Origin of the sequence: Gordonia malaquae NBRC 108250, assembly GCF_000344135.1 — a bacterium.
Taxonomy (GTDB): domain Bacteria; phylum Actinomycetota; class Actinomycetes; order Mycobacteriales; family Mycobacteriaceae; genus Gordonia; species Gordonia malaquae.
In genome coordinates this window covers 14,772-37,210 of record NZ_BAOP01000029.1, presented here as the reverse complement: position 1 = coordinate 37,210, position 22,439 = coordinate 14,772, and the positions used below count along the sequence as shown (strand labels likewise).

Below are 22,439 nucleotides of genomic sequence, written 5' to 3'. Positions count from 1 at the left end.
GAATCACCCCTTAGCGCGCTAGACGATCTCGCTGATGGAGGCGGGGTCGATCTCCTCGATGGTGCGAGGAGTGAACGACGGGTTGCGATCCTTGTCCACCAGCACCGCGCGAACCCCTTCCGCGAAGTCGGGATGCGCCGTGATCCGCTCGGCGGTCGACAGCTCGCGTTCGAGGCACTCCGCCAACGACGACGTCGTGCCGAGCTCGATGAGCTTCGCGGTGACGAACAGGCTGGTCGGTGACGCCGATCCGAGAAGCGTCAACATCTCGGTCGCCCACTCGTCGCCGACCGCACCTCGGAGGCCGCCGATGATCGCGTCGACACTCGTGTCACCGAAGTAGTCCGCGATCTTTGTCAGCGGAAGGGTGGGTTCAACGGGATCACGGTGATCCGCCAGCGCTGCGGCGAGGCCCTCGCCCGAGCGAATGGCGTCGGCCACGGCCCCGAGTTCGGCCGACGGGACATAGTGCGTCGCAAGCCCGACGGCGACGGCGTCCGCGCCTCGCAGACGTGCGCCGGTGAGGCCGAGCCACATGCCGACACCACGCGGCAGTCGCGGCAGGAAGTAGGTGGAGCCCACGTCGGGGAAGAACCCGATCGCCGTCTCGGGCATCGCGATGAGCGCCTTCTCGGTGACCACGCGGATCTCACCGTGGACGCTGATGCCGAGCCCACCGCCCATCGCAGCGCCGTCGATCAGTGCGACGTACGGCTTCGGGTACTCGGCGATCATCTGATTGACGCGGTACTCGCTCGCGAAATACTTGGTGACGGCCGCGGCGTCGCCCGCGATCGCGCTGTCTCGGATCGCGCGGATGTCGCCGCCCGCGCAGAAGGCTCGCTCGCTTGCCGACGTGACGAGCACGGTCTCGACCGCGTCGTCGTCGGCCCAGCGTTCGAGGACGTCATGCAGGTCGTCGATCATCGTCTGATCGAGAGCGTTCAGGGCTTTCGGGCGGTCGAGGACGATCTCCCCGACACCGTTCGCGACGGTGGTGCGGATGTACGACATGACCGCCACGTTATCGCAGGCCCTCCCCCGATGGTTGGGCGTCCAAGTAAATCCCGGCGTGTTCTGCGCCACGCCGCCGACTTGGTCAGCCGACGAGCTCGGACAGTTCCAGCCAGCGTTCTTCGAGTTCGTCGACTTCGGCCTGTGCGGCGTGGAGTTTCGCGGTGAGGTCACCGAGTCCGGTGTAGTCGCTCTGGTCGTGAGCGGCCATCTTCTCGTGCAGCTTCGCGATCTGAGTGTTCAGCTTCTCCATCTTGCGTTCGACTGCGTTGAACTCCTTGCGCGCGGCCTGATGCTCAGCTGCGCTCGTCGCCGGAGCCGCCGCACTTGCGGCGGGCTTCGACGGAGCACTCGGGCGGGAGTCCTCGGCTCGTCGTTCCAGGTACTGGTCCACCCCGCGCGGAAGATTGGTCAGCTTCCCGTCGCCGAACAGCGCCCACGTCGAGTCGCAGATCCGCTCGATGAGGTACCGGTCGTGACTGATGACGACAAGAGTTCCGGCCCACGAGTCGAGCAGGTCCTCGACCTGCTGCAGGGTGTCGATGTCGAGGTCGTTTGTCGGCTCGTCGAGCAGCAGCACGTTCGGCTCGCTCATCAGGACGGCGGTGAACTGGAGACGGCGCCGCTCGCCTCCGGAGAGGTCGCCGACCGGCGTCCGCTGGCGGGCGGGCGAGAAGCCGAGACGCTCGCAGAGCTGGCTCGCCGAGATCTCCTTGTCGCCGAGCATGATGTGACCGGCGACGGCCTCGACCACCTCGATCAGCCGCAGCGACTCGTCGAGGTCGTCGAGTTCCTGCCGCAGCCAGCCGATCGAGACGGTCTTGCCTTCGATGCGTCGGCCGGGCGTGACCGGCACGTCGCCTGCGAGGGCTCGCAGAAGTGTGGTCTTGCCGGAGCCGTTGACTCCGACCAGGCCGATCCGCTCACCGGGAGCAAGACGCCAGGTGGTGTCGTCGAGCAGCACTCGTCCGGGTTCGCCGTCGGACGACGGCGTGGTCAGCCGTGCGTCTTCGAGTTCGATCGCGACCCTGCCGAGTCGGCGCTTCGCGAACGCCGACAGGGCGACACTGTCGCGGGGAGGCGGGACGTCGGAGATGAGCTTCTCAGCGGCCTCGATGCGGTACTTCGGCTTCGACGTGCGCGCCGGGGCCCCGCGGCGCAACCACGCCAGCTCCTTGCGCGCGAGGTTGCGACGACGCTCCTCCGCGGCATCGGCCTGCCGGTTCCGCTCGGCACGCGCGAACACCCAGTCGTTGTAGCCGCCCTCGTACTCGTCGACCCGACCCGAGTGGACCTCCCAGGTCCGCGTGGCAATGGTGTCGAGGAACCAGCGGTCGTGAGTCACGACGAGCAGCGCGCTGCGTCGGTTGACGAGATGCTCGGCGAGCCAGTAGACGCCTTCGATGTCGAGGTGGTTGGTCGGCTCGTCGAGGATCAGCAGGTCGGCGTCGGTGACGAGGGCCGCCGCGAGCGCGGTGCGTCGACGCTGGCCGCCGGACAGCTCCGTCACCTTGCGGTCGAGCAGCCCGTCGATGCCGATTCCGGTCAAGATGCCGCGGATCCGGGCGTCGGACGCCCATTCGTGCTCGGCCACACCGACGCCCACGACCACGTCGGAGACGGTGTGGTCCTCGGGCATCTCGCCTCGCTGGGTGACGGTCGCGACGACCGCTCCGCCGACCCGGGACACGCGGCCGGAATCCGGCTCGGTGATTCCGGCGAGAATCTCGAGCAGAGTCGTCTTGCCGCCGCCGTTGAGGCCGACGACGCCGATCCGCTCCCCCTCGTGCACACCGACGCTGACGTCGTCGAGCAGGGCACGGATGCCGAAACTCTTGCTGATCTTCTCGGCGGTGATCAGTGACGTGTTGGTGCCGGGGTTGGCTGCCATGCGGAGGTGGTGTCCTTAGTTTCGAGGGTGACGATCAGAGCGTTCAGGTCTGTGGAATCAGCCTGGCGCCTGCGACGGGGCCGGATGCGGTCCGCACCGCCTTCGCGACGCCGGAGCCGGACAGCTCCGCCGCCACGCTGACGGCCGAGTCGGCGTCCGCGCACAGGAAGGCGCAGGTGGGGCCCGAACCGGAGACGATCCCGGCGAGGGCGCCCGCCTCGGTGCCGGCGCGGAGCGTGCGCCGCAGCATCGGCTGCAACGACAATGCTGCGGGCTGCAGATCGTTGTGGAGCAGCGGCGCGACGGCGTGTACGTCGCCGGAGGCGATCGCGACCATCAGCTCGTCGGGCCGCCGTGTCCCGGCGTCGGTGGTGCGCTCGCCGTCGGCGCGCAGACGATCGAGTTCGCGGTAGACCGCGGGCGTCGACAGTCCCGTGCCGGAGACGGCGAGAACCCAGTGGAACTCGCCGCGATGAAGAACGGGGAGCAGCTTCTCGCCGCGGCCCGTGCCGAGCGCCGCACCGCCGGTCAGGGAGAACGGCACGTCGGAGCCCAATTCGGCAGCGATCTCGAGGAGTTCGGTGCGCGGCAGATCGGAGCGCCACAGTCGTGCGGCGGCCAGGAGTGCACCTGCGGCGTCGGCGGATCCGCCGGCCATTCCGCCTGCGACGGGGATGTGCTTGTCGATGGTGATCGCGACGGACGGATCGTGCCCGGTCCGTTCGGCGAGTGCGATGACCGCACGGGCAGCGAGATTGGTGGCGTCGGCAGGCACCGCGCGACGGTTCTCGCCGGTGACCGTCAGAGTGAGCTCGTCTGACGGCCGGATCGTGACGTCGTCGTACATGGACAACGCGCAGAAGAGCGTCGAGAGTTCGTGGAAGCCGTCGTCGCGCAGGGGTCCGACACCGAGATGCAGGTTGATCTTGGCGGGGACCCGCGCGGTCGCCCCGCCGATCACCGGCCGGTCTCCGCTGTCTGAGCCGCTTGGGCCAGACGCACGAAGTCGTCCACTTCGAGCCGTTCCCCACGGATGCTCGGGTCGATGTCCGCACTGCGGAGCAGCTCTTCGGCGCGCGCAGGGCTACCCGCCCAGGCCCCGAGGGCCGACCGCATCGTCTTCCGGCGCTGGGAGAAGGCTGCGTCGATGGCGGCGAACGTTCGCAGGCGATGGTCCGCGTCGTGACCGTAGGGGTCCGTGCGTTCGATCCGGACGAGCCCGGACTCGATCTTCGGCGCCGGCCAGAAGACGTGTTTTCCGATGGCGCCGGCGCGTGTCACGTCGCCGTAGTAACGCGCTTTGACACTCGGCACACCGTAGATGCGTCCACCCGGCGTCGCGGCGAGACGGTCCGCGACCTCGGCCTGGACCATCACGAGCGCCGTGCGCAGCGTGGGGAACTCGGCCATCAGATGCAGCAGGACAGGCACCGCGACGTTGTACGGCAGATTCGCGACCAGCGCTGTCGGGGTCACCGGCAGGTCGTCGGGTGTCACGGTGAGGGCGTCGGCGGTCACGACGTCGAAGTTCGACGCGGCGTCCGGCGCGAACTCGCCGATCGTCTGCGGGAGGCGCCCCGCCAATTTCGGGTCGATCTCCACGGCGACGACACGGCCTGCGACACCGAGCAGCGCCAAGGTCAGGGATCCCAGACCCGGTCCGACTTCGAGGACCACGTCGTCAGGACCAACCCCCGACGTCGTGACGATCCGGCGGACCGTGTTGGCGTCGTGCACGAAGTTCTGCCCGAGCGTCTTCGTCGGTCGGACGTCCAGTTCCGCCGCCAAGACGCGGATCTCGGCGGGACCGAGGAGTCGGGGTGTGCTCTGCATACCCCCAAGGATAGGCGTCAGCGGATGCCCAGCTGAGAGGTGCACGACGGCCATGCGCCCCAGCCCTGCGCGGCCTGCGTCTTCTTGGCGATCGCGATCTGCTCTTCGCGGGTCGCGAGGTCGGCACGCGGCGCGTACTCCTGGCCGCCCCAGCGGTCCCAGGTGTTCTGGTCGAACTGGATGCCGCCGTAGAAGCCGTTGCCGTTGTTGATGGCCCAGTTGCCTGTCGACTCGCATTGCGCGAGGCGGTCCCAGACGCCGTACGGCACGTACGGCGCACCCGGCTTGGTGCCGACCCGAACCGTCGTCGGGGTGGCGGCCACCAGCACCTGCTCGTCGAGCTTGACCTTCTTGATCACCTTGCCGTTTCGGGTGGTGACCGAGTACTTGACCTTGGCCTTGCCGGGCGTGCCCTTCTTCAGCACAACCGTGCGGCCCGAGATCAGGGTCGGATCCTTCTTCTTCACCTGCGGCGACGCGACGTCCTCGTCGAGGGTCACGTCTTCGGTGCGAACACGGGTCACCTTGATGACCATGTCCTTGCTGACCGGGGTGCCTGCGGCGGGAAAGACGGTGTCGGTCGGCTCGAGCGGGTTGCCCGCGCGGGCGAGCAGGTCGCCGACGGTCTTGGCGGCGATCGTCGGGCGAGTCGTGTCGGTTCCGTCGGTGAGGACGACCCGCTTGGGCAGCGTCACATCGACGTCACCGCCGTCGACGGGCAGTCGTGCGTCGAGGCTGCCGTCGACCGCGCTGGACTCGAGGCCCTTCTCGGCGAGGACGCCGCGCACGGTGGACGCGTTGGTCGTGACGACCTCACGCTTGCCGTCGATCATCAACTCGACCTTCTTGAGGCGGTCGACGACGATGGTCTGGTCGTCCTCGGGTGCACTCGACAGGGAGACGCTGACGATGTCGCCTGCTGCCGGGTCGACACCGTTGTCACGCAGGACGTCCTCGACGGAGAACGCCATGGTGCTGACGGTGGTCTTCTCACCGTCGACGGCGAGAGTCACTTCCTTGTGCATCACTGCACCGGTGACCGCGCCCGCAGCGACGGTGGTGGTGACGGCGGCGACCGCGAGGCGGGCGCGCATCGACGTGGACTGGTTGATTCTCGTGAAAGCAGACAAGCTAATTCATCCTGACGGGTGATTCTTCGATCACGATACGGTAACGAACAGACTGCTGTTACCGCAACGGCAGGGAATACGCACGGCGTGCATTCGCCCCGAGAATCGTCGCCATCTCACGGTCGTCGAGCCCCTTCACCGCCGCCAGGGCACGCGCCGTGTAGGGCACGCAGTACGACTGATTGGGCTGGCCACGGTACGGATGCGGCGTCAGGAACGGTGCGTCCGTCTCCACCAGCATGAGTTCAGCAGGCGTGATGTGCGCCGCGGCACGCAACTCGTCGGCATTGGTGAAGGTCACAGTGCCTGAGAAGCTCAAGTAGTAGTTGCGCTCGACGCATTCGGCCGCGATGTGACGATCTCCCGAGAAGCAGTGCATCACCACCGTGTCCGGGCTGCCTTCGGCTTTCAGCACGTCGAGAAGGTCCCCGTCGGCGTCCCGGTTGTGGATCATCAGCGCCTTGCCGGTGCGCTTGGCGAGGTCGATGTGCCATGCGAACACGTCACGTTGTGTCGCCGGATCAGCGCAGTCCTGCGAACGGGTGGTCCAGTAGTAGTCCAGGCCGGTCTCCCCGACCGCAACCACCCGCTCGTCGCTGAGCATCTCCTCGAGTTCGGCGCGCGTCTGATCGTTCAGGTCGGCTGCGTGTGTGGGGTGGAGTCCCACTGCCGCGAACGCCCGGGAATCCCACTTCGCGGCCTGCACCGCCCATCGTGCGTCGACCATGTCGTCGGCGACGGTCACGACGTGGGAGACGCCCACCGCCTCCGCGTGGTCGAGGATCTCCTTCACCGCCTCCGGTGTCCGACCGCCGCACGCCGCCAGATGTGTGTGCGCGTCGATCAAGCCGGGCAACGGCTCCGGGTCGGGCGGGGGCAGACGACGCTTGTCCTTCTTGCTGGAACTCACAGCACTACTGTGCCCGACACGACGGTGACGCTGTCGCCGCCCACCCAGATGTGCGTCCCGTCGTCGACGACGTGCACGCGCCCCGACCGCCTGAGCACGGTCCCCTGGGACGCGACGTACGACTCCGGAAGGCTGCCTGTCCTGCGCAGCCAGACCGCAAAACCGGCGTTGAGACTGCCGGTCACCGGGTCCTCCGGCACGCCGTCGCCTGGAACGAACGCTCGCACTTCGACGTCGGCGCCCTTCTCGCGTGCCAGTTCCGCAGGCCAGGCGCCGATCACCCCGACGTCCAGGTCTCCGAGCGCGCGCATGTCGGGGTCGATGCTCAGCACCGCGTCGCCGTCGTGCAGCACCACGCCGATCCACTGCGGGCCGTTGACGATCCACTCTGCGGCGACGACCTCGCCGGGAGTGATCCGCAGACCCCGACAGATCGTCGCGAACACCTCCGGTTCCACCGGCCCGGATCGGGTAAGCGGCGGTGCGGCGAACGCGAGCCTGCCGGACTCCTCCTTGATGTCGACGAGACCGATGCCGCATTCCTGCACGATGTGCTCGCCGCGCGGCACTCCGCCGCGGTCACGCCAGGCGTGAGCCGACCCGAGTGTCGGATGACCGGCGAACGGCAGCTCGCCGGTTGTGGTGAAGATGCGCAGGCGATAGTCCGCAGCAGGATCTGTCGGCCGCAACACGAACGTCGTCTCCGACAGATTCGTCCAGCGCGCGAATGCCGCCATCTGAGCGTCGGACAGGTCGTCGGCGTCGAAGACGACGGCTACCGGGTTGCCGAGCGTCGGAGCGTCGGTGAAGACGTCCACCTGAGCGAACGGTCTCGTGCGTGGAGTCATCCGCTCATTGTGCCGCTTCTCGACTGCGCTCGAAGAACCAAGAAAGACTGCGCTCGAAGAACCAAGAAGACCGCGCCCGAAGGGTCAGCTCAGCGGGCGCGGAGGAACGAGCCCGTCCGTCGGACGCCCAGATGCGGGAGCGGGACTCCGTCGCGGACCACGCAGTCGCCGCCGACCAGTACTGCGGTGACCGTCGCGTCGTTGCGGTTCACCATCCGCGAGAGGCCGTCGTACTCGGGGACGGGATTCTCCGCGTAATCCTCCAACGTCTCGTCGAGTCGTTCGGGATCGACGACGAGCACATCGGCGCGATCGCCGACACGTAGGTGTCCGACGTCGAGGCCGTACCAGTCGGCCAGCTCCCCGGTCAGGCGATGGACGGCGTGCTCGATCGTCATGAACGGCGAACCCGCGAGCTCCGCGTCCCGCACGCGACGGAGAAGTCGGAGACCGAAGTTGTAGAACGCCATGTTCCGCAGGTGGGCGCCCGCGTCGGAGAAGCCGAGTTGGATGCCGGGGTCGGAGGCGAACGTGTTCAGCACGTCGGGCCGATGATTGGAGATCGTGGTGCGCCACCGCACCTTGGTTCCGTGCTCGACGACGAGGTCGAGGAACGCATCCACCGGGTGCACTCCCCCGCGGTCGACGCCCACCTGACCGAATGTCTTGCCGATGACCGAGTCGTCGGGACATTCGACGATCTCTGCGTCGAAGAAGTCACGGTGCCAGACCCGCGGACCGTACTTCTTGTCATAGTCCTCCCGAAAGCGACGACGGTAGGCCTCGTCCTGGAGCAGCGCGTGGCGTTCCTCCAGTCGATTCGACAGGTCGAGCGCCGCCGCGCCCGACCCGAACTCCTCGAAGACCGGCAGGTTGATGCCGTCGGAGTACACCTCGAACGGAACCGGGAGGTGTTGCCACCGGAAGTCGCCGCCCAGCGAGTTGACGACCTTGGCGAGCGCCGGGAACACCTTCGCGACGAACGGGATCGCCTTCACGTCCGCCGCCGACAGCAGGCTCACTTTCAGCGGGTTCCGACCGATGCCGACACTGCTGAACGCCATCGACACCATCGACTGCGGACGTCCCACATCGGGTCCGCCTTGGAGGGCTCGGCCCCTGCGTCGGAGGATGCGGTTCAGACGACGACGCTCCTTGCTCTTCGCGTAGGTCGACGGCAGCGTCCGTGACCGACAGACTTCACCGTCGAGTTTGTCGAACAGCAACTGCTGCGACGACATGCCGACGAAGCCCGCGTCCAGCGCTTCTCGCAGCGCCGCCTCCATCGATGCGAGTTCCTGCTCACTCGGCCGAACGTCGGAACTGGTGGCACGTTCCAGACCCAGCTGAGCTGCTCGAATGTCGGAGTGCCCGATGAACGCCGCGACGTTCGGCCCCAGCGGAAGCGCCTCCAGTGCGGCCGCGTACTCGGCGGCCGACGTCCACGTCTGCAGTCGTTCCAACGAGTCGACGACATGACGTCGCGGGATCGCCTCGACCCGTCCGAACAGGTCGCCCGCGTCCGACGGGCTCGCGTGGATCGTCGACAGCGAGCACGACCCGACGAGGATCGAGGTGACACCGTGCCGCACCGACTCCGCCAGGCCCGGGCTCACCAGCACCTCGACGTCGTAGTGAGTGTGGATGTCGACCATGCCCGGCATCACCCACTTGCCTGCGGCGTCGATCACCTCCGGGCAGCCGGTCTCGTCGAGGGGATCAGCCGAGACCGCAGACACGATCCCGTCCGTGATGCCGAGGTGACGCTGCTGAGAGGGCGATCCGGCGCCGTCGAACCAGGCGCCGTTCTTGATGATGACGTCGTAAGTCATGGGAGTGGTCCGTTCAGAGACTCTAGAAGGCTGCGATGTCACGCCGGATGGTCTTTCCGGTCGCGTTGCGCGGGAGCGAGTCGGTGGTGATCCGCCACCGGGTCGGGATCTTGAAGTACGCGATCCGTTCCGCGGCGAACGCCGCGAGGTCGGCGTCGGTCACTTCGGAGCCGGGTCGGGTGACCACAACAGCGCCGACCTCTTGTCCGAGGTCAGGATGGTCGACGCCGAGGACGGCGCTCTCGAGGACGTCGGGATGCTCGTCGAGGCACTGTTCCACCTCGACCGGGTAGATATTCTCACCGCCGCGCAGGATCAGGTCCGACCGTCGGCCGGTCAGGCTCAGTCGCCCGTCGTCGATCCGACCGAAGTCGCCGGTCCGCAACCAGCGGTCGGCGGTGATCGCAGACGCGGTGGCCTGCGGATCGTTCCAATACCCGAGCATCACGTAGGGACTGCGGACGCACACCTCTCCTTCGACGCCCTCCGGCAGCGCCACGCCGTCGGCGTCGCGGATCTCCAGTGCGACGCCGATGATCGGGCGGCCGAGAGTGCCGGGGAACGCCTGCAGTTCCTGCGGGGTGGCGACGGCGACAGCAGTGCTCGACTCGGTCTGCCCGTAGCTGTCCACGAGGGAGTCGCGGGCGAAGTCGACCTGCTGTCGGAGGCGTTCCTGCAGTGCGGGCGACGACGGCGCAGACGCCAGGGCGAACGCCGTCATCGACGACAGGTCGTATCGCGACAGGTCCCCGTGTTCGAGCATGCGACTGGCCATCGTCGGGACCACGGCCCAGTTGGTGACTCGTTCCCGTTCGATCAGGCGGAGCACGTGATCGACGTCGAATGCTCCCTGGTGCAGGACGATCGCGCCGCCAGTCGCGAGTCGCGGGATGGCGAGGTTGTGCAGGCTGGCGATGTGAAACAAAGGAGAGGTCACCATGTAGCGGCGATCGCTCGGAGCGGTGGAGTTCGGGTCGCCACCGGTGAACGCCGCGAGCAGCGCGTCGCTGAAACGGTGGTAGTCGACAGTGGCGAGCACGTTGCGGTGGGAGTGCACCGCACCCTTCGGCCGTCCACTCGTTCCGCTGGTGAAGAGGATGACGGCCGGATCGTCTTCGTCGACGTCCGTGATCGGCGCCGGGGCCCCGTTGTGGTCGGCGATCAGACGCGGCACGTCCGACTCCATGCTGAGAACGCGGGTGCCGCTTCCGAGTGATTCGATGATCGCCGCGCGCTTGGCGTCGGCGACGACAACCGTCGGCTCGGTGTGCGTCAGGCCGTACGCGACTTCCTGCGGCGCCCACCACGAGTTGAAGCCGATCGCGACGGCTCCGAGAGTCTGCGCGGCCCAGAACGCGATGAGCCACTCTGGGCTGTTGGCGCCGAGGATGCCGACGCGGTCGCCCTTGCCGACCCCGTAGTCGTCTCGGAGGGCGGTCGCGAGGGCCGCGACCGCGGCGGCGTGCTCGGCGTACGACATCCGACGGTCCTCGGTGACGATGTAGTCCCGGTCGCCGTAGGCCTCCGACGCCGTGAGCAGATCGGCGAGGGCACGGTCGCGGTGTCGCATCACCGGCATCGTCACGCCGAGAACGTCCTCGGGGACCATCTCGAACCGCCCGCCCGGTCCGAGAAGCCCGGCCATGACGGAGGCGATGTAGGCCTGGGGATCAATGGTGTCGGTCATCGTGAGTTCCTTCGGTGGTGGTTCTTCAATCGGGGTGCGGCAACAGTGGTCACGGGACGAGGACCGCTCGGCCGTTGACGTCACCTGCACGCAGCTTGGCGAAGGCGTCGTGCGCGTCGTCGAGGGTGAATCGATCGAACTCGACAGTGAGACGTCCTGCCTGTGCGAGCGCGATCGACTCGATCAAGTCACGGCGGGTGCCTCCGTACGACTTCCGGACCGGCGCGCCCCACGGCCAGCCGGGACCGCCCGAGGGATCCGCCGTGATCGCGGGGGCGCCTCCGCCGAGTCCGACCATGCGATACGCACCGTTGGGTGCGACGGCCTCGACCGCCGTCTGCGCGGTGGCGTCGACGCCGACGAAGTCGAAGACCGCGGCCGCTCCGCGACCGCCGGTGAGTTCGAGGATCTGCTGTGCGGTTTCCGAGCCCGATTCGAGGACCACGTCGGCGCCGCAGCGCTTGGCGAGTTCGAGCTGCCGATCACCGACGTCGACGGCGATCACCCTCGTGGCGCTGACCGCCCGGAGAATCTGAACGGCGACGTGCCCGAGTCCACCCACGCCGATGACCACCGCGGTGGACCCCGGGGTCAGATGGTCCTGGGCGCCGCGGATCGCGTGCATGCTCGTGAGGGCCGCATCGGCCATCGGTGCTGCCTGGCAGAAGTCGAGGTCGCCGATCGGGACGAACGAGCGCGCCGGGACACGGACGTAATCGGCCATGCCGCCGTCGGGGCCGAGCCCGGGGCAGGGCGGCATCGCGGTACGGCCCGCCGCGAGGCACACGTTCTCGTTGCCGCTCGCACACTCACTGCAGTGACCACACGACCAGCAGAGGTAGACGATTCCCCGCTCCCCGATCCGCGCCGAGTCGACGTCTGCGCCGACTGCTGCGACGGTGCCCGCGATCTCATGTCCGAGGGTCAGTGGTTCCTCGCGCATCTTGAACGGGAAGTCGAGCAGGTGCAGGTCTGAGTGACAGATGCCTGCCGCACCCACTTCGATCAACAGGTCGGACGGGCCGACATCGGGCACCGGGACGTCTCTGATCTCGACCACGCCGGGGTCGGTCAGTTGCAGCGCCCTCATCCGATCGCCTCCTTGTCCGTGCCGGCCAGCGCCTCGTTCGTGGCACGCAAATACGCCTCGCTCCGGTCAGATCCGATGAGCCCGGGGGCCATCGCATTCATCGCGTACGCAAACGTCATCCGATTGTCTGCATCGTTGACCAGCATTGATCCGCCGAATCCCGCCCACCAGGCGACCTTCCCGCCGCGGACTGTGGGCACCGTCACAGGGTGCGGCAGACCGTACCCGATTCCGAAGCGGAGCGGAGTCGCGATGCCCAGATCCACACCGTCGATCTGTTCGTCGAAGATCCTCTCGACAGTCGACGGCGACAGGAGACGAACGCCGTCGACCTCACCTCCGCACGACACCAGCGACTGGATGCGGGCGATCGAGCGAGCGTTCCCGTGTCCGTTGGCCGCGCCGATCTGCGCCTGCCGCCACGAGGCGCTGTTCACCTCGTTCATGTCGAGCAGCGGGCAGGTGAGAGTCTTCACCAGCACGCTGTCTTGATCGAGTGAGCCGAGGTCGAATTCGAGGGGAGGCGGCGGGACGATCGGCGCGATGCGGCCGTGGTGTTCGGGTCCGGTCCCGATGTGGAAGTCGGCACCGACCGGCCGGGCGATCTCGTCGTCGAAGAAGTCGCCGAGCGAACGGCCGTCGATCCGGCGGACCAGTTCGCCGATCAGGTGACCGAAGTTGAGGGCGTGATAGCCGGAGGCGGTGCCGGGTTCCCACCACGGCGGCTGCCCCGCAAGCCGGGCTGCGGCTTCGTCTGTGTTGTAGATGTCCTGGAGTTCGACGGGCCGCTCCCACGCGGAGACGCCCGATGTGTGCGACAGGAGATGCCGGACGAGGACGTCGTCCTTGCCGTTGGCGGCGAACTCGGGCCAGTAGTGGGCGACCGGTCGGTCGAGGTCGAGCAGGTTCCGGTCGGCCAAGACCAACGCACAGAGGGCGGTCATCGTCTTGGTGATGGAGAAGACGTTGACGATCGTGTCCCGTCGCCACGGTTCGGTGCGGTCTGGGTCGACGTGTCCGCCCCACAGGTCGACGACGGGTTCGCCGTCGAGCATCACGCAGATCGACGCGCCGAGTTCCTCGCCGGAGTCGAGGCGCGCGGCGAACTCGTCGCGCAGGGCGTCGAACCGCGGGTCGCACATTCCGTGCATCGTGGTCATCGAGCGGCCTGCAACGAACGTGCACGCTTGCGACCCGCAGCGATCTCCTTGACGAGATTGCGCACGTACGGGTCGAATTCGCACTGAATCGTGTGGCGTGGCGACTCGTAGTACGGGCCGAGGTAGTACTTCTCGTCGGCGGCGAGCACGGCGTGCATCTCCGATTCCGACGGCGGCGCATACGACCCGTCGAGGTATGCGGCGACGAGCTTGCTCTGCTGTTCGGCGAAGTTGACCAGGGTGGGCATCGGCTGCGCGAGGCCCATGAAGAAGAGATTGTCGATGCCCGGCTTGATCATGCGTTTGAACAGCGGGAAACGGTTGCCCGCATCGGGCAGCAGGTCGGGATCGTCGAAGAACGGAAAGCTGATCTTGTATCCGGTGGCGCAGATGATCACGTCGACCTCTTCGACGGTGCCGTCGGCGAAGTGGACGTTGCGGCCGTCGAGCGCGGTGATCGCGGGCTTGAATGCGATGTCGCCCGAGCCCGCGCGGCCCAGGAACTCGCCGCTGGCGGACGGATGCGCTTCGAACGGCTGATGGTCCGGCGCAGGCAGGCCGTAGCCCTCCATGGTCCCGAGGTTCTTGCGGAGGAACCGTCGGCTCAGACCGAGGGACATCCAGCGCGGCATCCACGCGGGCGCCGACATCTTGTCGCCCGCCTTCCCGCCGAGATACTTCGGCAGCACCCACACGCCTCGTCGTGCAGACACTGTGAGCTTCTCGGCGAGGTACCGCTGTGCGAGCTCGGATGCGATGTCCAGGCCGGAATTCCCCATTCCCACGACAACGACCTTCTTGCCGCGCATGTCGATCGGGTCGAACGGATCGTTGTAGGAATGCGAGTGCATGAGCACGCCGTCGAACTCGCCGGGGTAGTCCGGAAGGTTCGGATCCCAGTGGTGACCGTTGCAGACGATCAGCGCGTCGTACGTCCGCACCCGACCGTCCGACAACTCGACCGTCCACTGACCGTCGGATCCCCGCGCAGCGTGGACGACCGACGTGTTGAACGTGATCGACTCGCGAAGCCCGAAGTGATCGACGTACTCCTTGAAGTAGCCGAAGAGCTGCGAGTGGTGCGGAAAGTCGGGCCAGTCCGCGGGCACCGGGAAGTCCTCGAACGCGAGCCGCCACTTGGACGTGTCGATGTGCAGGCTCTGGTAGCAGGCCGACATCCCGTTCGGGTTCTTGAAGTACCAGTTGCCACCCACTTCGTCGGACGCCTCGAAGCAGTCGAACGGTATGCCGTGGTCCTTCAGTCGTTTGGCCGTGGTGATACCCGACGGGCCTGCGCCGATGACGCAGACCGTCGGAAGGGTGGATGACTTCAACGGGGCTCCTTGGGAGGGAGGAAACGTGATGCAGGCCATACTGCCCATTCGCTGACACACTGTCAAGTGAATGTCGGAGCATCTACTCAGCTACACTTCACATCGTGACCAGAGCCGGCCGCGGAAACCTCCGCGAAGAGCAGAAGCGGCAGACCCGCGCCAAGCTGATGTCCTCGGCGCGCGCCCTGTTCGCCGAACGCGGGTACGCCGCCGTCACCATCGACGATGTGGCCGCCGACGTCGGCTGCAGCCGTGCGACGTTCTACCTGCACTTTCCCGGAAAGCTGGACATCCTCCTCGCCCTTGCGCAATCAGGAGACACACCGTCGTGGTTGTCGTTCTACGAAGACCTCGATCACGTGCTCGACGGCGGCTCCCGCGACGATTTCGCCGGATGGGTCAGCCGGGCGCTCGACTGGTTCGCCACGAACAACGAACTGTTCCGGGCATGGGACGAAGCAACGGCGCTGGAACCGGAGTTCCGCGAGATCGCCCGCGCGGGCATCGCCGCACTCCCCGACTCGATGACCCGATACCTCGCACGATGGCCGGACGACAGACGCGACGAGGCGCGGCTGCGCATCGAGTTGCTCGTCACCCAGCTCGAGCGGTTCTTCCAACGCTGGGACACCCTCGGAACCATCGACGGGTCACGAGAACTCGCTGTCGAGGTGCTCACCGACGTGTGGCACACCGCACTGTCGGCTCCAGACCCCACGAGTCACCCGGCAGCGTAGTGCTCTGCCGGGTAGCGTTGCGGCAATGTTGGGCCTCCCCGATGACGTGACCGTTGCACTCTTCGATCTCGACGGCGTGCTGACCACCACCGCCGCCTTGCACGAGTCGGCGTGGAAGAACGCCTTCGACGAGTTCCTGCTCTCGCAGGGCGACCCGTCCGGCCCGTTCACCGCCGACGACTATCTGAAGTACGTGGACGGCCGACCGCGGCTCGACGGTGTGCGCGCGTTCCTCGCCTCGCGGTCCATCACCGCCGACGAGTCGACGGTCACCGCGATCGCCGACGCGAAGAACACCGAGTTCCTCGCCGCGATCGACGCCGACGGCGTCACCCCGTACCCGGGATCGGTCCGGTACCTCGACGCGGCACGCGCCGCCGGCCTTCGGATCGCCGTCGTCACGTCGTCGAAAAACGGCGCGAAGGTCCTCGACGCCGCGGGCCTGTCCGACTACGTCGAGCACCGCGTGGACGGCAACACGATCGTCGACGAGGGTCTGAACGGCAAACCCGCACCCGACTCGTACCTGCGGGGCGCAGAGTTGATGGGTGTCGCACCTTCGCAGGCGGCCGTCTTCGAGGACGCCATTTCCGGCGTCGCCGCAGGTCACGCCGGATCGTTCGGATACGTCGTAGGCATCGACAGGGTCGGCGACGCGTCGGCGTCGTCGCCCCAGGCCGAATCCATGCGCGCCGCGGGCGCCTCCGTCGTCGTCGCCGACCTCGACGATCTCCTCACGAACTGAAGGGACTCCCGTGATCGAATCGAACACAGCCGGGCTCGTGCACACCACCCACGGCGACACCTCCAGTCATCCCGACACGCTGCACATCCCCACCCACGGCACCCGTCCGGACCATGGGTTCGACGTCCACCCGTGGGAACTGCGGTGGCGTGGATTCGACATCGACACCATCGGCCGGACCGAGGCCCTGTTCGCCTTGTCGAACGGGCACATCGGCCTGCGCGGCACGTTCGAGGAGGGCGAGCCGGTCGACGTTCCGGGCACCTACCTCAACGGCTTCTACGAGTTGCGGGACCTGCCGTACGCCGAGAGCGGCTACGGCTACCCCGAGTCGGGCCAGACCGTCGTCAACGTGACCGACGGCAAGATCATCCGCCTCCTCGTCGAGGACGAGCCGATGGACCTCCGGTACGGCAGCACCGTCGAACACGAACGGGTCCTCGACTTCCGGACCGGCACCCTGCGTCGCGAGACGATGTGGACCTCGCCCACCGGCCGCACCGTCCGGATCACGTCCGAGCGCCTCGTCTCGTTCACGAAGCGGACCGTCGCCGCCATCCGCTACGAGGTGGAGCCGATCGGCGAAGACATGAAGCTGGTGCTGCAGTCCGACCTCCTCGCCAACGAACCGCTGGCGGGTGCCGGCGGCAAATCGGCAGCGGACGACCCGCGGCTGGCCGCGGCCCTGGACGCCCCGCTCGTCGCCGACCTGGCCGACAGCGAGGACTACTCCGCGGTCCTCGTCCACCACACCCGCCAGTCGGGGTTGACCGTCGCCGCGGCGATGGACCACGAGCTCGAGCTCCCCGGAAGCGGTGACACGTCGATCCGCGCCGACGGCGACCTCGCCCGCCTCACCGTCGCCGCCACTGTTCCGCAGGGCACCAAGATCGTGCTGACGAAGTTCCTCGGATACGGATGGTCGGCCCGACGCAGCGTCCCCGCCCTCCGCGCCCAGGTGGACGCCGCGATCGCCATGGCCCGCGAGACCGGATGGGACGCTTTGAAGGAAGAGCAGGCCGCGTACCTCGCCGACTTCTGGCGCGACGCCGACATCGAACTCGACGGCGACGCCGAGATGCAGCAAGCCGTTCGGTTCTCCCTGTTCCATGTGCTGCAGGCCGGCGCTCGCGGGCAGTCGCGCGCGATCCCCGCAAAGGGGCTCACCGGCCCCGGGTACGACGGCCACACCTTCTGGGACACCGAGACGTTCATCATGCCGATGCTCACCTACACCGTGCCCGCGGCCGCCGGCGAGGAACTCCGCTGGCGACACGGCACGATGGACAAGGCGAAGGCCCGTGCCACTGAGCTAGGCGAGTCGGGCGCGATGTTCCCGTGGCGATCGATCAACGGTGACGAATGCTCCGGCTACTGGCCTGCGGGAACGGCGGGCGTCCACGTCTCGGCCGACATCGCGAACGCCACCGCCAAGTACATCCGCGCCACCGGCGACGAGGCGTTCGAAGTCGAGTGCGGCGTGGAACTCCTCGTTGAGATCGCCCGATTCTTCGCAGGCCTCGGACATCACGACGCCAACGGGCAGTTCCGCATCGACGGCATCACCGGCCCCGACGAGTACACGGCGATCGTGAACAACAACATGTTCACCAACCTCGCCGCCCAGCAGGCGCTGCGCGACGCGGTGACATCCGTCGGACGCCAGCCCGCAGTCGCCCGCGACCTCGGAGTCACTGCTGCCGAGACTGCCCTGTGGACATCCTGCGCCGACGACATGACCATGCCGTACGACGACGCCCTGGGCGTCCACCAGCAGTCGGAGGCCTTCACGCTGCTGGCGCCGTGGGACTTCGAACGGTCCCGCGGCCGATACCCGCTGCTGCTGAACTACCCGTACTACGACCTCTATCGCAAGCAGGTCGTGAAGCAGGCCGACCTCGTGTTCGCGATGTACCTGTTCGGCGACCGGTTCACGCCCGAGCAGAAGCTCAAGAACTTCGACTACTACTACCCGATCACCGTGCGCGACTCGTCGCTGTCCGCGTGCTGCGAGGCCGTGACCGCAGCCGAGGTCGGCTACCTCGACCTCGCGTACGACCTGATGAGCGAGTCGGTGTTCACCGACCTGCACGACCTGCACAGCAATGTGTCGTCGGGTCTGCACATCGCCGCCCTCGCAGGAGCGTGGACCGACTGCGTCGCAGGCTTCGGCGGCATGCGCGACTTCGGCGGCTCGATCACCTTCGCCCCGCAACTACCCCGGCAGCTCACCTACATGAGCTTCCGCATGGTGGTCCGGGAGTCGCGAATCGTCGTCGCCATCGACGCCGAGTCGGCGACGTACCGGCTGCTGTCGGGGCCGACGATCGAACTCGCGCATCACGGCGAGACGTTCGTCCTCGGCGACGTCCCCGTCCGACGGAGCATCCCGGCTCCGACACCCCAGCAAGCGCCGTCCGCCCCGCCCGGTTGCGAGCCCTACCGCCGCTCCCTCTGACCCCTTGTGCCGTGAAAGTCACGCCGGGGTCGGGTACGTACCGCACCGCCGCGTGACTTTCCGGCCATGGCGCGAATTCCGCGCCATAGCTGACCAGTACAATCGTGAACATTATGCCGAGCGAGTCCTTTGGCGCGTCGACGCCGTACTACATCACCACCGCCATCGCGTACCCGAACGGCGCACCGCACATCGGGCACGCCTACGAGTTCATCTCCGCGGACACCCTCGCTCGCTTCAAGGCGCTCGACGGTTTCGACGTGCGCTTCCAGTCGGGCACGGACGAGCACGGCCAGAAGATGCAGCAGACAGCCGAGAAGGAAGGCATCTCGACGGCGGAGTTGGCCAAGACCAACTCCGACCGATTCGAGTCGCTGCACACCGCGCTCGGCACCGATCTGAGCCGCTTCATCCGGACCACCGACGCCGATCACCATCGTGCGTCGGAGGAGATCTGGAAGCGGATGGAAGCGGCCGGCGACATCTACCTCGACTCTTACGCCGGCTGGTACGACGTCCGCGACGAGGCGTTCTTCACCGAGGACGAGACCAGCGTGAACGATGCCGGGGAGCGCGTCGCGACCGAGAACGGTCACGTCCTGACGTGGACCGAGGAGCAGACGTACTTCTTCCGCCTGTCCAAGTACACCGAGCCGCTGCTCGAGTTCTACCGCGACAACCCCACCTTCATGGGCCCGGATTCTCGACGCAACGAGGTCACCAAGTTCGTCGAGGGCGGTCTGAAGGACCTGTCGATCTCGCGCACCACGTTCGACTGGGGCGTCAAGGTCCCCGGCGCCGACGGTCACGTCATGTACGTGTGGGTCGACGCCCTCACCAACTACCTGACCGGCGTCGGATTTCCCGACGACTCCGCAACGCTCGAACGGTACTGGCCTGCCGACTTGCACGTCATCGGCAAGGACATCATCCGCTTCCACTGCGTGTACTGGCCCGCGTTCCTCATGTCCGCCGGGATCCCGACGCCCAAGCGCGTGTTCGCACACGGGTTCCTGTTCAACAAGGGCGAGAAGATGAGCAAGTCGGTCGGCAACGTCGTCGACCCGGACGACCTCATCTCCGAGTTCGGCCTCGACCCGGTCCGCTACTTCTTCCTCCGCGAGGTGTCGTACGGGCAGGACGGGTCGTACTCGGCCGAGGCGATCGTCTCCCGCAAGAACTCCGACCTCGCCAACGAATACGGCAACCTCGCGCAGCGCAGCCTGTCGATGATCGGGAAGTACTTCGACTCCGTCGTCCCCACACCCGGCGACCTCACCGACGACGACCGCGCGCTCCTCGACTCGGCCGACGCCCTGCTCGAACGGGTCCGCGGACACTTCGACGTCCAAGCCATCCACCTCGGCCTGGAAGCGCTGTGGACTGTGCTGGCCGACGCCAACCGATACATCTCGGCGCAAGAACCGTGGAAGCTCGCCAAGACCGACCTGGAACGAACAGGCACCGTTCTGTTCGTGTGTGCCGAAGTGGTCCGCATCGTCACGCTGCTGGCTCAGCCGGTGATGCCGTCGTCGACCTCGACGCTGCTCGACCTGCTGTCCGTGGCCCCTGACGCCCGGACGTTCGCGGACGTGACATCCAGGATCGTCCCCGGCACCGTGCTCCCGACTCCCAAGCCGGTGTTCCCCCGCCACGAGGCATGAGTGCTGCGGGCGGCGCGACTGCACTGGACGTCGTCCGAACGCTGACCGCGCGGACTGTTCGCGACGGCCTTCCGCCGCCTGCCGCGCTGGTCGGCGATTGGGCCGACGCCGACGCGGTGATCGCCCCGTCGGTCGCGTTGCGCGAGGGTGTTGGCGTCCCCGATCGGCCCGACAGGTTCTGGTTCGGCGCATACGATTTCGCGCGTCCCGGTAAGCCCCGACGAGTAGTCGGCGGATTCTCCGACGGCGTCCTCCGTCTGCGCAGCGGTGAGTGGACGTGGGAATCGGTCGACCGCTCCCCTTGTCCCCAGTGGGTTCTCGACTGCCTCGATGCTCCGGGCCCGGTCCGCGAGTGGGCCGCGGAGTGGACGCCGCCCGCGAAAGCGCCGCATGTCCACTCGGTGGAGCAGTGTCTCAACGCCATCAGGGCCGGTGAGGTGTATCAAGCGTGTGTGTGCACGCGGTTCACCGGCCGGTTGGACGGTTCGCCGCTCGATTTCTTCTGTGACGTCGCCGCGGCCACCGGGCCCGCGAAGTCCGCGTGGCTGACCGGGTCGTGGGGATCGGTCGCCAGTTTCAGCCCCGAGTCGTTCCTGAACCGGCGAGGCCGGGTGGTCACGTCGTCGCCGATCAAGGGCACGATACCGGCGAGCGCGGACCCGTCGGCGCTGCTGTCCTCGACGAAGGATGTCGCGGAGAACGTGATGATCGTCGACCTTGTCCGCAACGACCTCGGGCGGGTCGCCGACATCGGATCGGTGGACGTACCGGACCTGTTGACCGTCGTGGCCGCCCCCGGCGTCTGGCATCTCGTGTCGACGGTCCGGGCGACGCTGCGCGCCGATGTCGGCAATTCCGCCCTGCTCGACGCGACGTTCCCTCCCGCCTCGGTGACGGGTACACCGAAGATCCGGGCCGCGGACCTACTCGCGGAGTGGGAGGCGCACGAACGCGGCGTCTACTGCGGCGCGGTCGGCGTGGCCGGGCCCGGCGGTCTCCTCGACATGTCGGTCGCGATCCGCACGGTCGCCGTGTCGCCGTCGGGTGATCTGACGCTCGGCGTCGGCGGCGGCATAACCATCGACTCCGATCCCGACGCCGAATGGCAGGAGTGCCTCGACAAAGCGGCGTCGATCGTCAGCCGAGGCCTCGTGTGACACCCGCGGGTGTGGCCGACACAAACGCTGGCTTCAGCGACAGACGAGGCACGCATGCATGCCTCGTCTGTCGTCGAACACCTCGTTTGCTCCGTCAGGTGTCGCGAGCCACGAGCACCGCTTCGTACACGTCGCGGCGGGAGAAAGGCGTGCCGACGATCACCTGGGCGCAGGCGTCCTTCAGTCGGACGCCTGAATCCGCGAGCGCCTGAGCTGCAGCGACGAGCGATTCGAGGGTGACGTTCTCGTCGATCTTGGCCGCACCCGCGATCACGACGGTGATCTCGCCTTTCACGCCGTCCGCGGCCCAGGCGGCAAGGTCTCCGAGGCCGCCGCGCTTGACCTCTTCATACGTCTTGGTCAGCTCCCGACAGACGGCCGCACGACGATCCGCGCCCAGTACGTCGGCGGCGTCGGAGAGCGTCTGAGCGAGACGGTGCGGAGACTCGAAGAACACCACGGTCCGCTGCTCGTGCACCAGGCTGGTCAACCAGTCGTTCCTGGCGCCGGACTTCCGCGGAGCAAAACCGTCGAACGCGAACCGCTCCGACGGCATGGCCGACAATGCGAGAGCCGTGGTGACCGCCGACGGCCCCGGCAGACAGGTGATCGGCAGCCCTGCATCCGCACAGGCCACGACCAGGCGGTATCCGGGATCGCTGACCGACGGCATCCCCGCATCGGTCACCAGAAGCACCGTCTCCCCGGACGCGACCGCTTCCACCAGTTTCGGGGCGCGCGCCGCCTCCACCTGGTCGTAGTAGGAGACGATCCGGCCGGTGATCTCGACGTTCAACGACGCCGCGAGGGATTTCGTCCGACGGGTGTCCTCCGCGGCGACCACATCCGCGGTCGCCAACGCCTCACGGAGCCGGGTCGACGCGTCGCCCGGCTGTCCCATCGGAGTTCCGGCCAGAATGAGGGTCCCAGTCACGCCACTCAGACTACG

18 protein-coding genes are annotated in these 22,439 nt (G+C 67.4%); 5 read left to right on the top strand and 13 right to left on the bottom strand.

Translation table 11 applies throughout. The features are described 5' to 3' along the window. Positions 1 to 18 precede the first annotated feature (18 nt). The 12 genes from GM1_RS16385 to GM1_RS16330 all read right to left on the bottom strand — a co-directional run bounded on the left by GM1_RS16385 (position 19) and on the right by GM1_RS16330 (position 14,768). Complete coding sequence (locus tag GM1_RS16385; protein ID WP_040520471.1) at positions 19 to 1,014, bottom strand: enoyl-CoA hydratase/isomerase family protein; 996 nt, start codon at positions 1,012 to 1,014, stop codon at positions 19 to 21. 85 nt (positions 1,015 to 1,099) lie between these two features. Further along, positions 1,100 to 2,905: an ABC-F family ATP-binding cassette domain-containing protein gene (locus tag GM1_RS16380; RefSeq protein WP_008380660.1), complete on the bottom strand. Its 1,806-nt coding sequence runs from the start codon at positions 2,903 to 2,905 to the stop codon at positions 1,100 to 1,102. Between the two features lie 43 nt (positions 2,906 to 2,948). Next, positions 2,949 to 3,866 carry a 4-(cytidine 5'-diphospho)-2-C-methyl-D-erythritol kinase gene (locus GM1_RS16375; protein ID WP_008380659.1) on the bottom strand — a complete coding sequence of 306 codons (918 nt, stop codon included), beginning with the start codon at positions 3,864 to 3,866 and terminating at the stop codon, positions 2,949 to 2,951. Further along, positions 3,863 to 4,792, bottom strand: coding sequence for a 16S rRNA (adenine(1518)-N(6)/adenine(1519)-N(6))-dimethyltransferase RsmA (gene rsmA, locus GM1_RS16370; RefSeq protein WP_040520448.1), 930 nt, complete (start codon positions 4,790 to 4,792; stop codon positions 3,863 to 3,865). Before rsmA ends, GM1_RS16375 begins: the two co-directional genes overlap by 4 nt. Next, positions 4,756 to 5,868 (bottom strand): resuscitation-promoting factor, encoded by a 1,113-nt coding sequence (locus GM1_RS16365; RefSeq protein WP_008380655.1) that lies wholly within the window; start codon positions 5,866 to 5,868, stop codon positions 4,756 to 4,758. Before GM1_RS16365 ends, rsmA begins: the two co-directional genes overlap by 37 nt. A 58-nt stretch (positions 5,869 to 5,926) precedes the next feature. Further along, the gene (locus GM1_RS22995; RefSeq protein ID WP_008380654.1) at positions 5,927 to 6,778 is read right to left on the bottom strand and encodes a TatD family hydrolase; all 852 of its coding nucleotides are present in this window, start codon (positions 6,776 to 6,778) and stop codon (positions 5,927 to 5,929) included. Then, a complete protein-coding gene (locus GM1_RS22990; protein ID WP_040520444.1) occupies positions 6,775 to 7,626 on the bottom strand; it encodes a PhzF family phenazine biosynthesis protein in 852 nt (283 codons plus the stop codon). The genes GM1_RS22995 and GM1_RS22990 overlap by 4 nt, the downstream gene beginning before the upstream one ends. Before the next feature lie 89 nt (positions 7,627 to 7,715). Next, positions 7,716 to 9,458: an N-acyl-D-amino-acid deacylase family protein gene (locus GM1_RS16350; RefSeq protein ID WP_008380651.1), complete on the bottom strand. Its 1,743-nt coding sequence runs from the start codon at positions 9,456 to 9,458 to the stop codon at positions 7,716 to 7,718. Positions 9,459 to 9,480: 22 nt separating this feature from the next. Further along, positions 9,481 to 11,145, bottom strand: a complete 1,665-nt coding sequence (gene casG / locus GM1_RS16345) for a steroid-24-oyl-CoA synthetase (protein WP_008380649.1) — start codon at positions 11,143 to 11,145, stop codon at positions 9,481 to 9,483. A 49-nt stretch (positions 11,146 to 11,194) separates the two neighbouring features. Further along, a complete protein-coding gene (locus GM1_RS16340; RefSeq protein WP_008380647.1) occupies positions 11,195 to 12,235 on the bottom strand; it encodes an NAD(P)-dependent alcohol dehydrogenase in 1,041 nt (346 codons plus the stop codon). Then, positions 12,232 to 13,395 (bottom strand): serine hydrolase domain-containing protein, encoded by a 1,164-nt coding sequence (locus GM1_RS16335; RefSeq protein WP_008380646.1) that lies wholly within the window; start codon positions 13,393 to 13,395, stop codon positions 12,232 to 12,234. Before GM1_RS16335 ends, GM1_RS16340 begins: the two co-directional genes overlap by 4 nt. After that, on the bottom strand, positions 13,392 to 14,768 hold the full coding sequence (locus GM1_RS16330; RefSeq protein WP_052005442.1) for a flavin-containing monooxygenase: 1,377 nt from the start codon (positions 14,766 to 14,768) through the stop codon (positions 13,392 to 13,394). The genes GM1_RS16335 and GM1_RS16330 overlap by 4 nt, the downstream gene beginning before the upstream one ends. 65 nt (positions 14,769 to 14,833) lie before the next feature. On the opposite strand from GM1_RS16330, the gene GM1_RS16325 reads away from it, so the two are divergent. From GM1_RS16325 to GM1_RS16305, 5 genes are all read left to right on the top strand, one after another. Beyond that, on the top strand, positions 14,834 to 15,466 hold the full coding sequence (locus tag GM1_RS16325) for a TetR/AcrR family transcriptional regulator (RefSeq protein WP_008380643.1): 633 nt from the start codon (positions 14,834 to 14,836) through the stop codon (positions 15,464 to 15,466). Positions 15,467 to 15,491: 25 nt separating this feature from the next. Then, the gene (locus tag GM1_RS16320) at positions 15,492 to 16,211 is read left to right on the top strand and encodes an HAD family hydrolase (RefSeq protein WP_008380640.1); all 720 of its coding nucleotides are present in this window, start codon (positions 15,492 to 15,494) and stop codon (positions 16,209 to 16,211) included. An 85-nt stretch (positions 16,212 to 16,296) separates the two neighbouring features. After that, positions 16,297 to 18,669 carry a glycoside hydrolase family 65 protein gene (locus tag GM1_RS16315; protein WP_040520468.1) on the top strand — a complete coding sequence of 791 codons (2,373 nt, stop codon included), beginning with the start codon at positions 16,297 to 16,299 and terminating at the stop codon, positions 18,667 to 18,669. Between the two features lie 113 nt (positions 18,670 to 18,782). Further along, on the top strand, positions 18,783 to 20,333 hold the full coding sequence (gene metG / locus GM1_RS16310) for a methionine--tRNA ligase (protein WP_008380637.1): 1,551 nt from the start codon (positions 18,783 to 18,785) through the stop codon (positions 20,331 to 20,333). Then, the gene (locus GM1_RS16305; RefSeq protein WP_008380636.1) at positions 20,330 to 21,490 is read left to right on the top strand and encodes an aminodeoxychorismate synthase component I; all 1,161 of its coding nucleotides are present in this window, start codon (positions 20,330 to 20,332) and stop codon (positions 21,488 to 21,490) included. The genes metG and GM1_RS16305 overlap by 4 nt, the downstream gene beginning before the upstream one ends. Before the next feature lie 94 nt (positions 21,491 to 21,584). Here the strand turns inward: GM1_RS16305 and rsmI are convergent, their stop codons facing one another. Beyond that, the gene (gene rsmI, locus GM1_RS16300; protein ID WP_008380634.1) at positions 21,585 to 22,424 is read right to left on the bottom strand and encodes a 16S rRNA (cytidine(1402)-2'-O)-methyltransferase; all 840 of its coding nucleotides are present in this window, start codon (positions 22,422 to 22,424) and stop codon (positions 21,585 to 21,587) included. Positions 22,425 to 22,439 lie beyond the last annotated feature (15 nt).

Excerpts from the sequence above, each read along its gene's own strand:
- GM1_RS16385 (WP_040520471.1), bottom strand. The coding sequence starts at position 1,014 with ATGTCGTACATCCGCACCACCGTCGCGAACGGTGTCGGGGAGATCGTC.
- GM1_RS16380 (WP_008380660.1), bottom strand. The coding sequence starts at position 2,905 with ATGGCAGCCAACCCCGGCACCAACACGTCACTGATCACCGCCGAGAAG.
- rsmA (WP_040520448.1), bottom strand. The coding sequence starts at position 4,792 with ATGGCCGTCGTGCACCTCTCAGCTGGGCATCCGCTGACGCCTATCCTT.
- GM1_RS22990 (WP_040520444.1), bottom strand. The coding sequence starts at position 7,626 with ATGACTCCACGCACGAGACCGTTCGCTCAGGTGGACGTCTTCACCGAC.
- GM1_RS16350 (WP_008380651.1), bottom strand. The coding sequence starts at position 9,458 with ATGACTTACGACGTCATCATCAAGAACGGCGCCTGGTTCGACGGCGCC.
- casG (WP_008380649.1), bottom strand. The coding sequence starts at position 11,145 with ATGACCGACACCATTGATCCCCAGGCCTACATCGCCTCCGTCATGGCC.
- GM1_RS16340 (WP_008380647.1), bottom strand. The coding sequence starts at position 12,235 with ATGAGGGCGCTGCAACTGACCGACCCCGGCGTGGTCGAGATCAGAGAC.
- GM1_RS16335 (WP_008380646.1), bottom strand. The coding sequence starts at position 13,395 with ATGACCACGATGCACGGAATGTGCGACCCGCGGTTCGACGCCCTGCGC.
- GM1_RS16330 (WP_052005442.1), bottom strand. The coding sequence starts at position 14,768 with ATGGCCTGCATCACGTTTCCTCCCTCCCAAGGAGCCCCGTTGAAGTCA.
- GM1_RS16320 (WP_008380640.1), top strand. The coding sequence starts at position 15,492 with ATGTTGGGCCTCCCCGATGACGTGACCGTTGCACTCTTCGATCTCGAC.
- metG (WP_008380637.1), top strand. The coding sequence starts at position 18,783 with ATGCCGAGCGAGTCCTTTGGCGCGTCGACGCCGTACTACATCACCACC.
- GM1_RS16305 (WP_008380636.1), top strand. The coding sequence starts at position 20,330 with ATGAGTGCTGCGGGCGGCGCGACTGCACTGGACGTCGTCCGAACGCTG.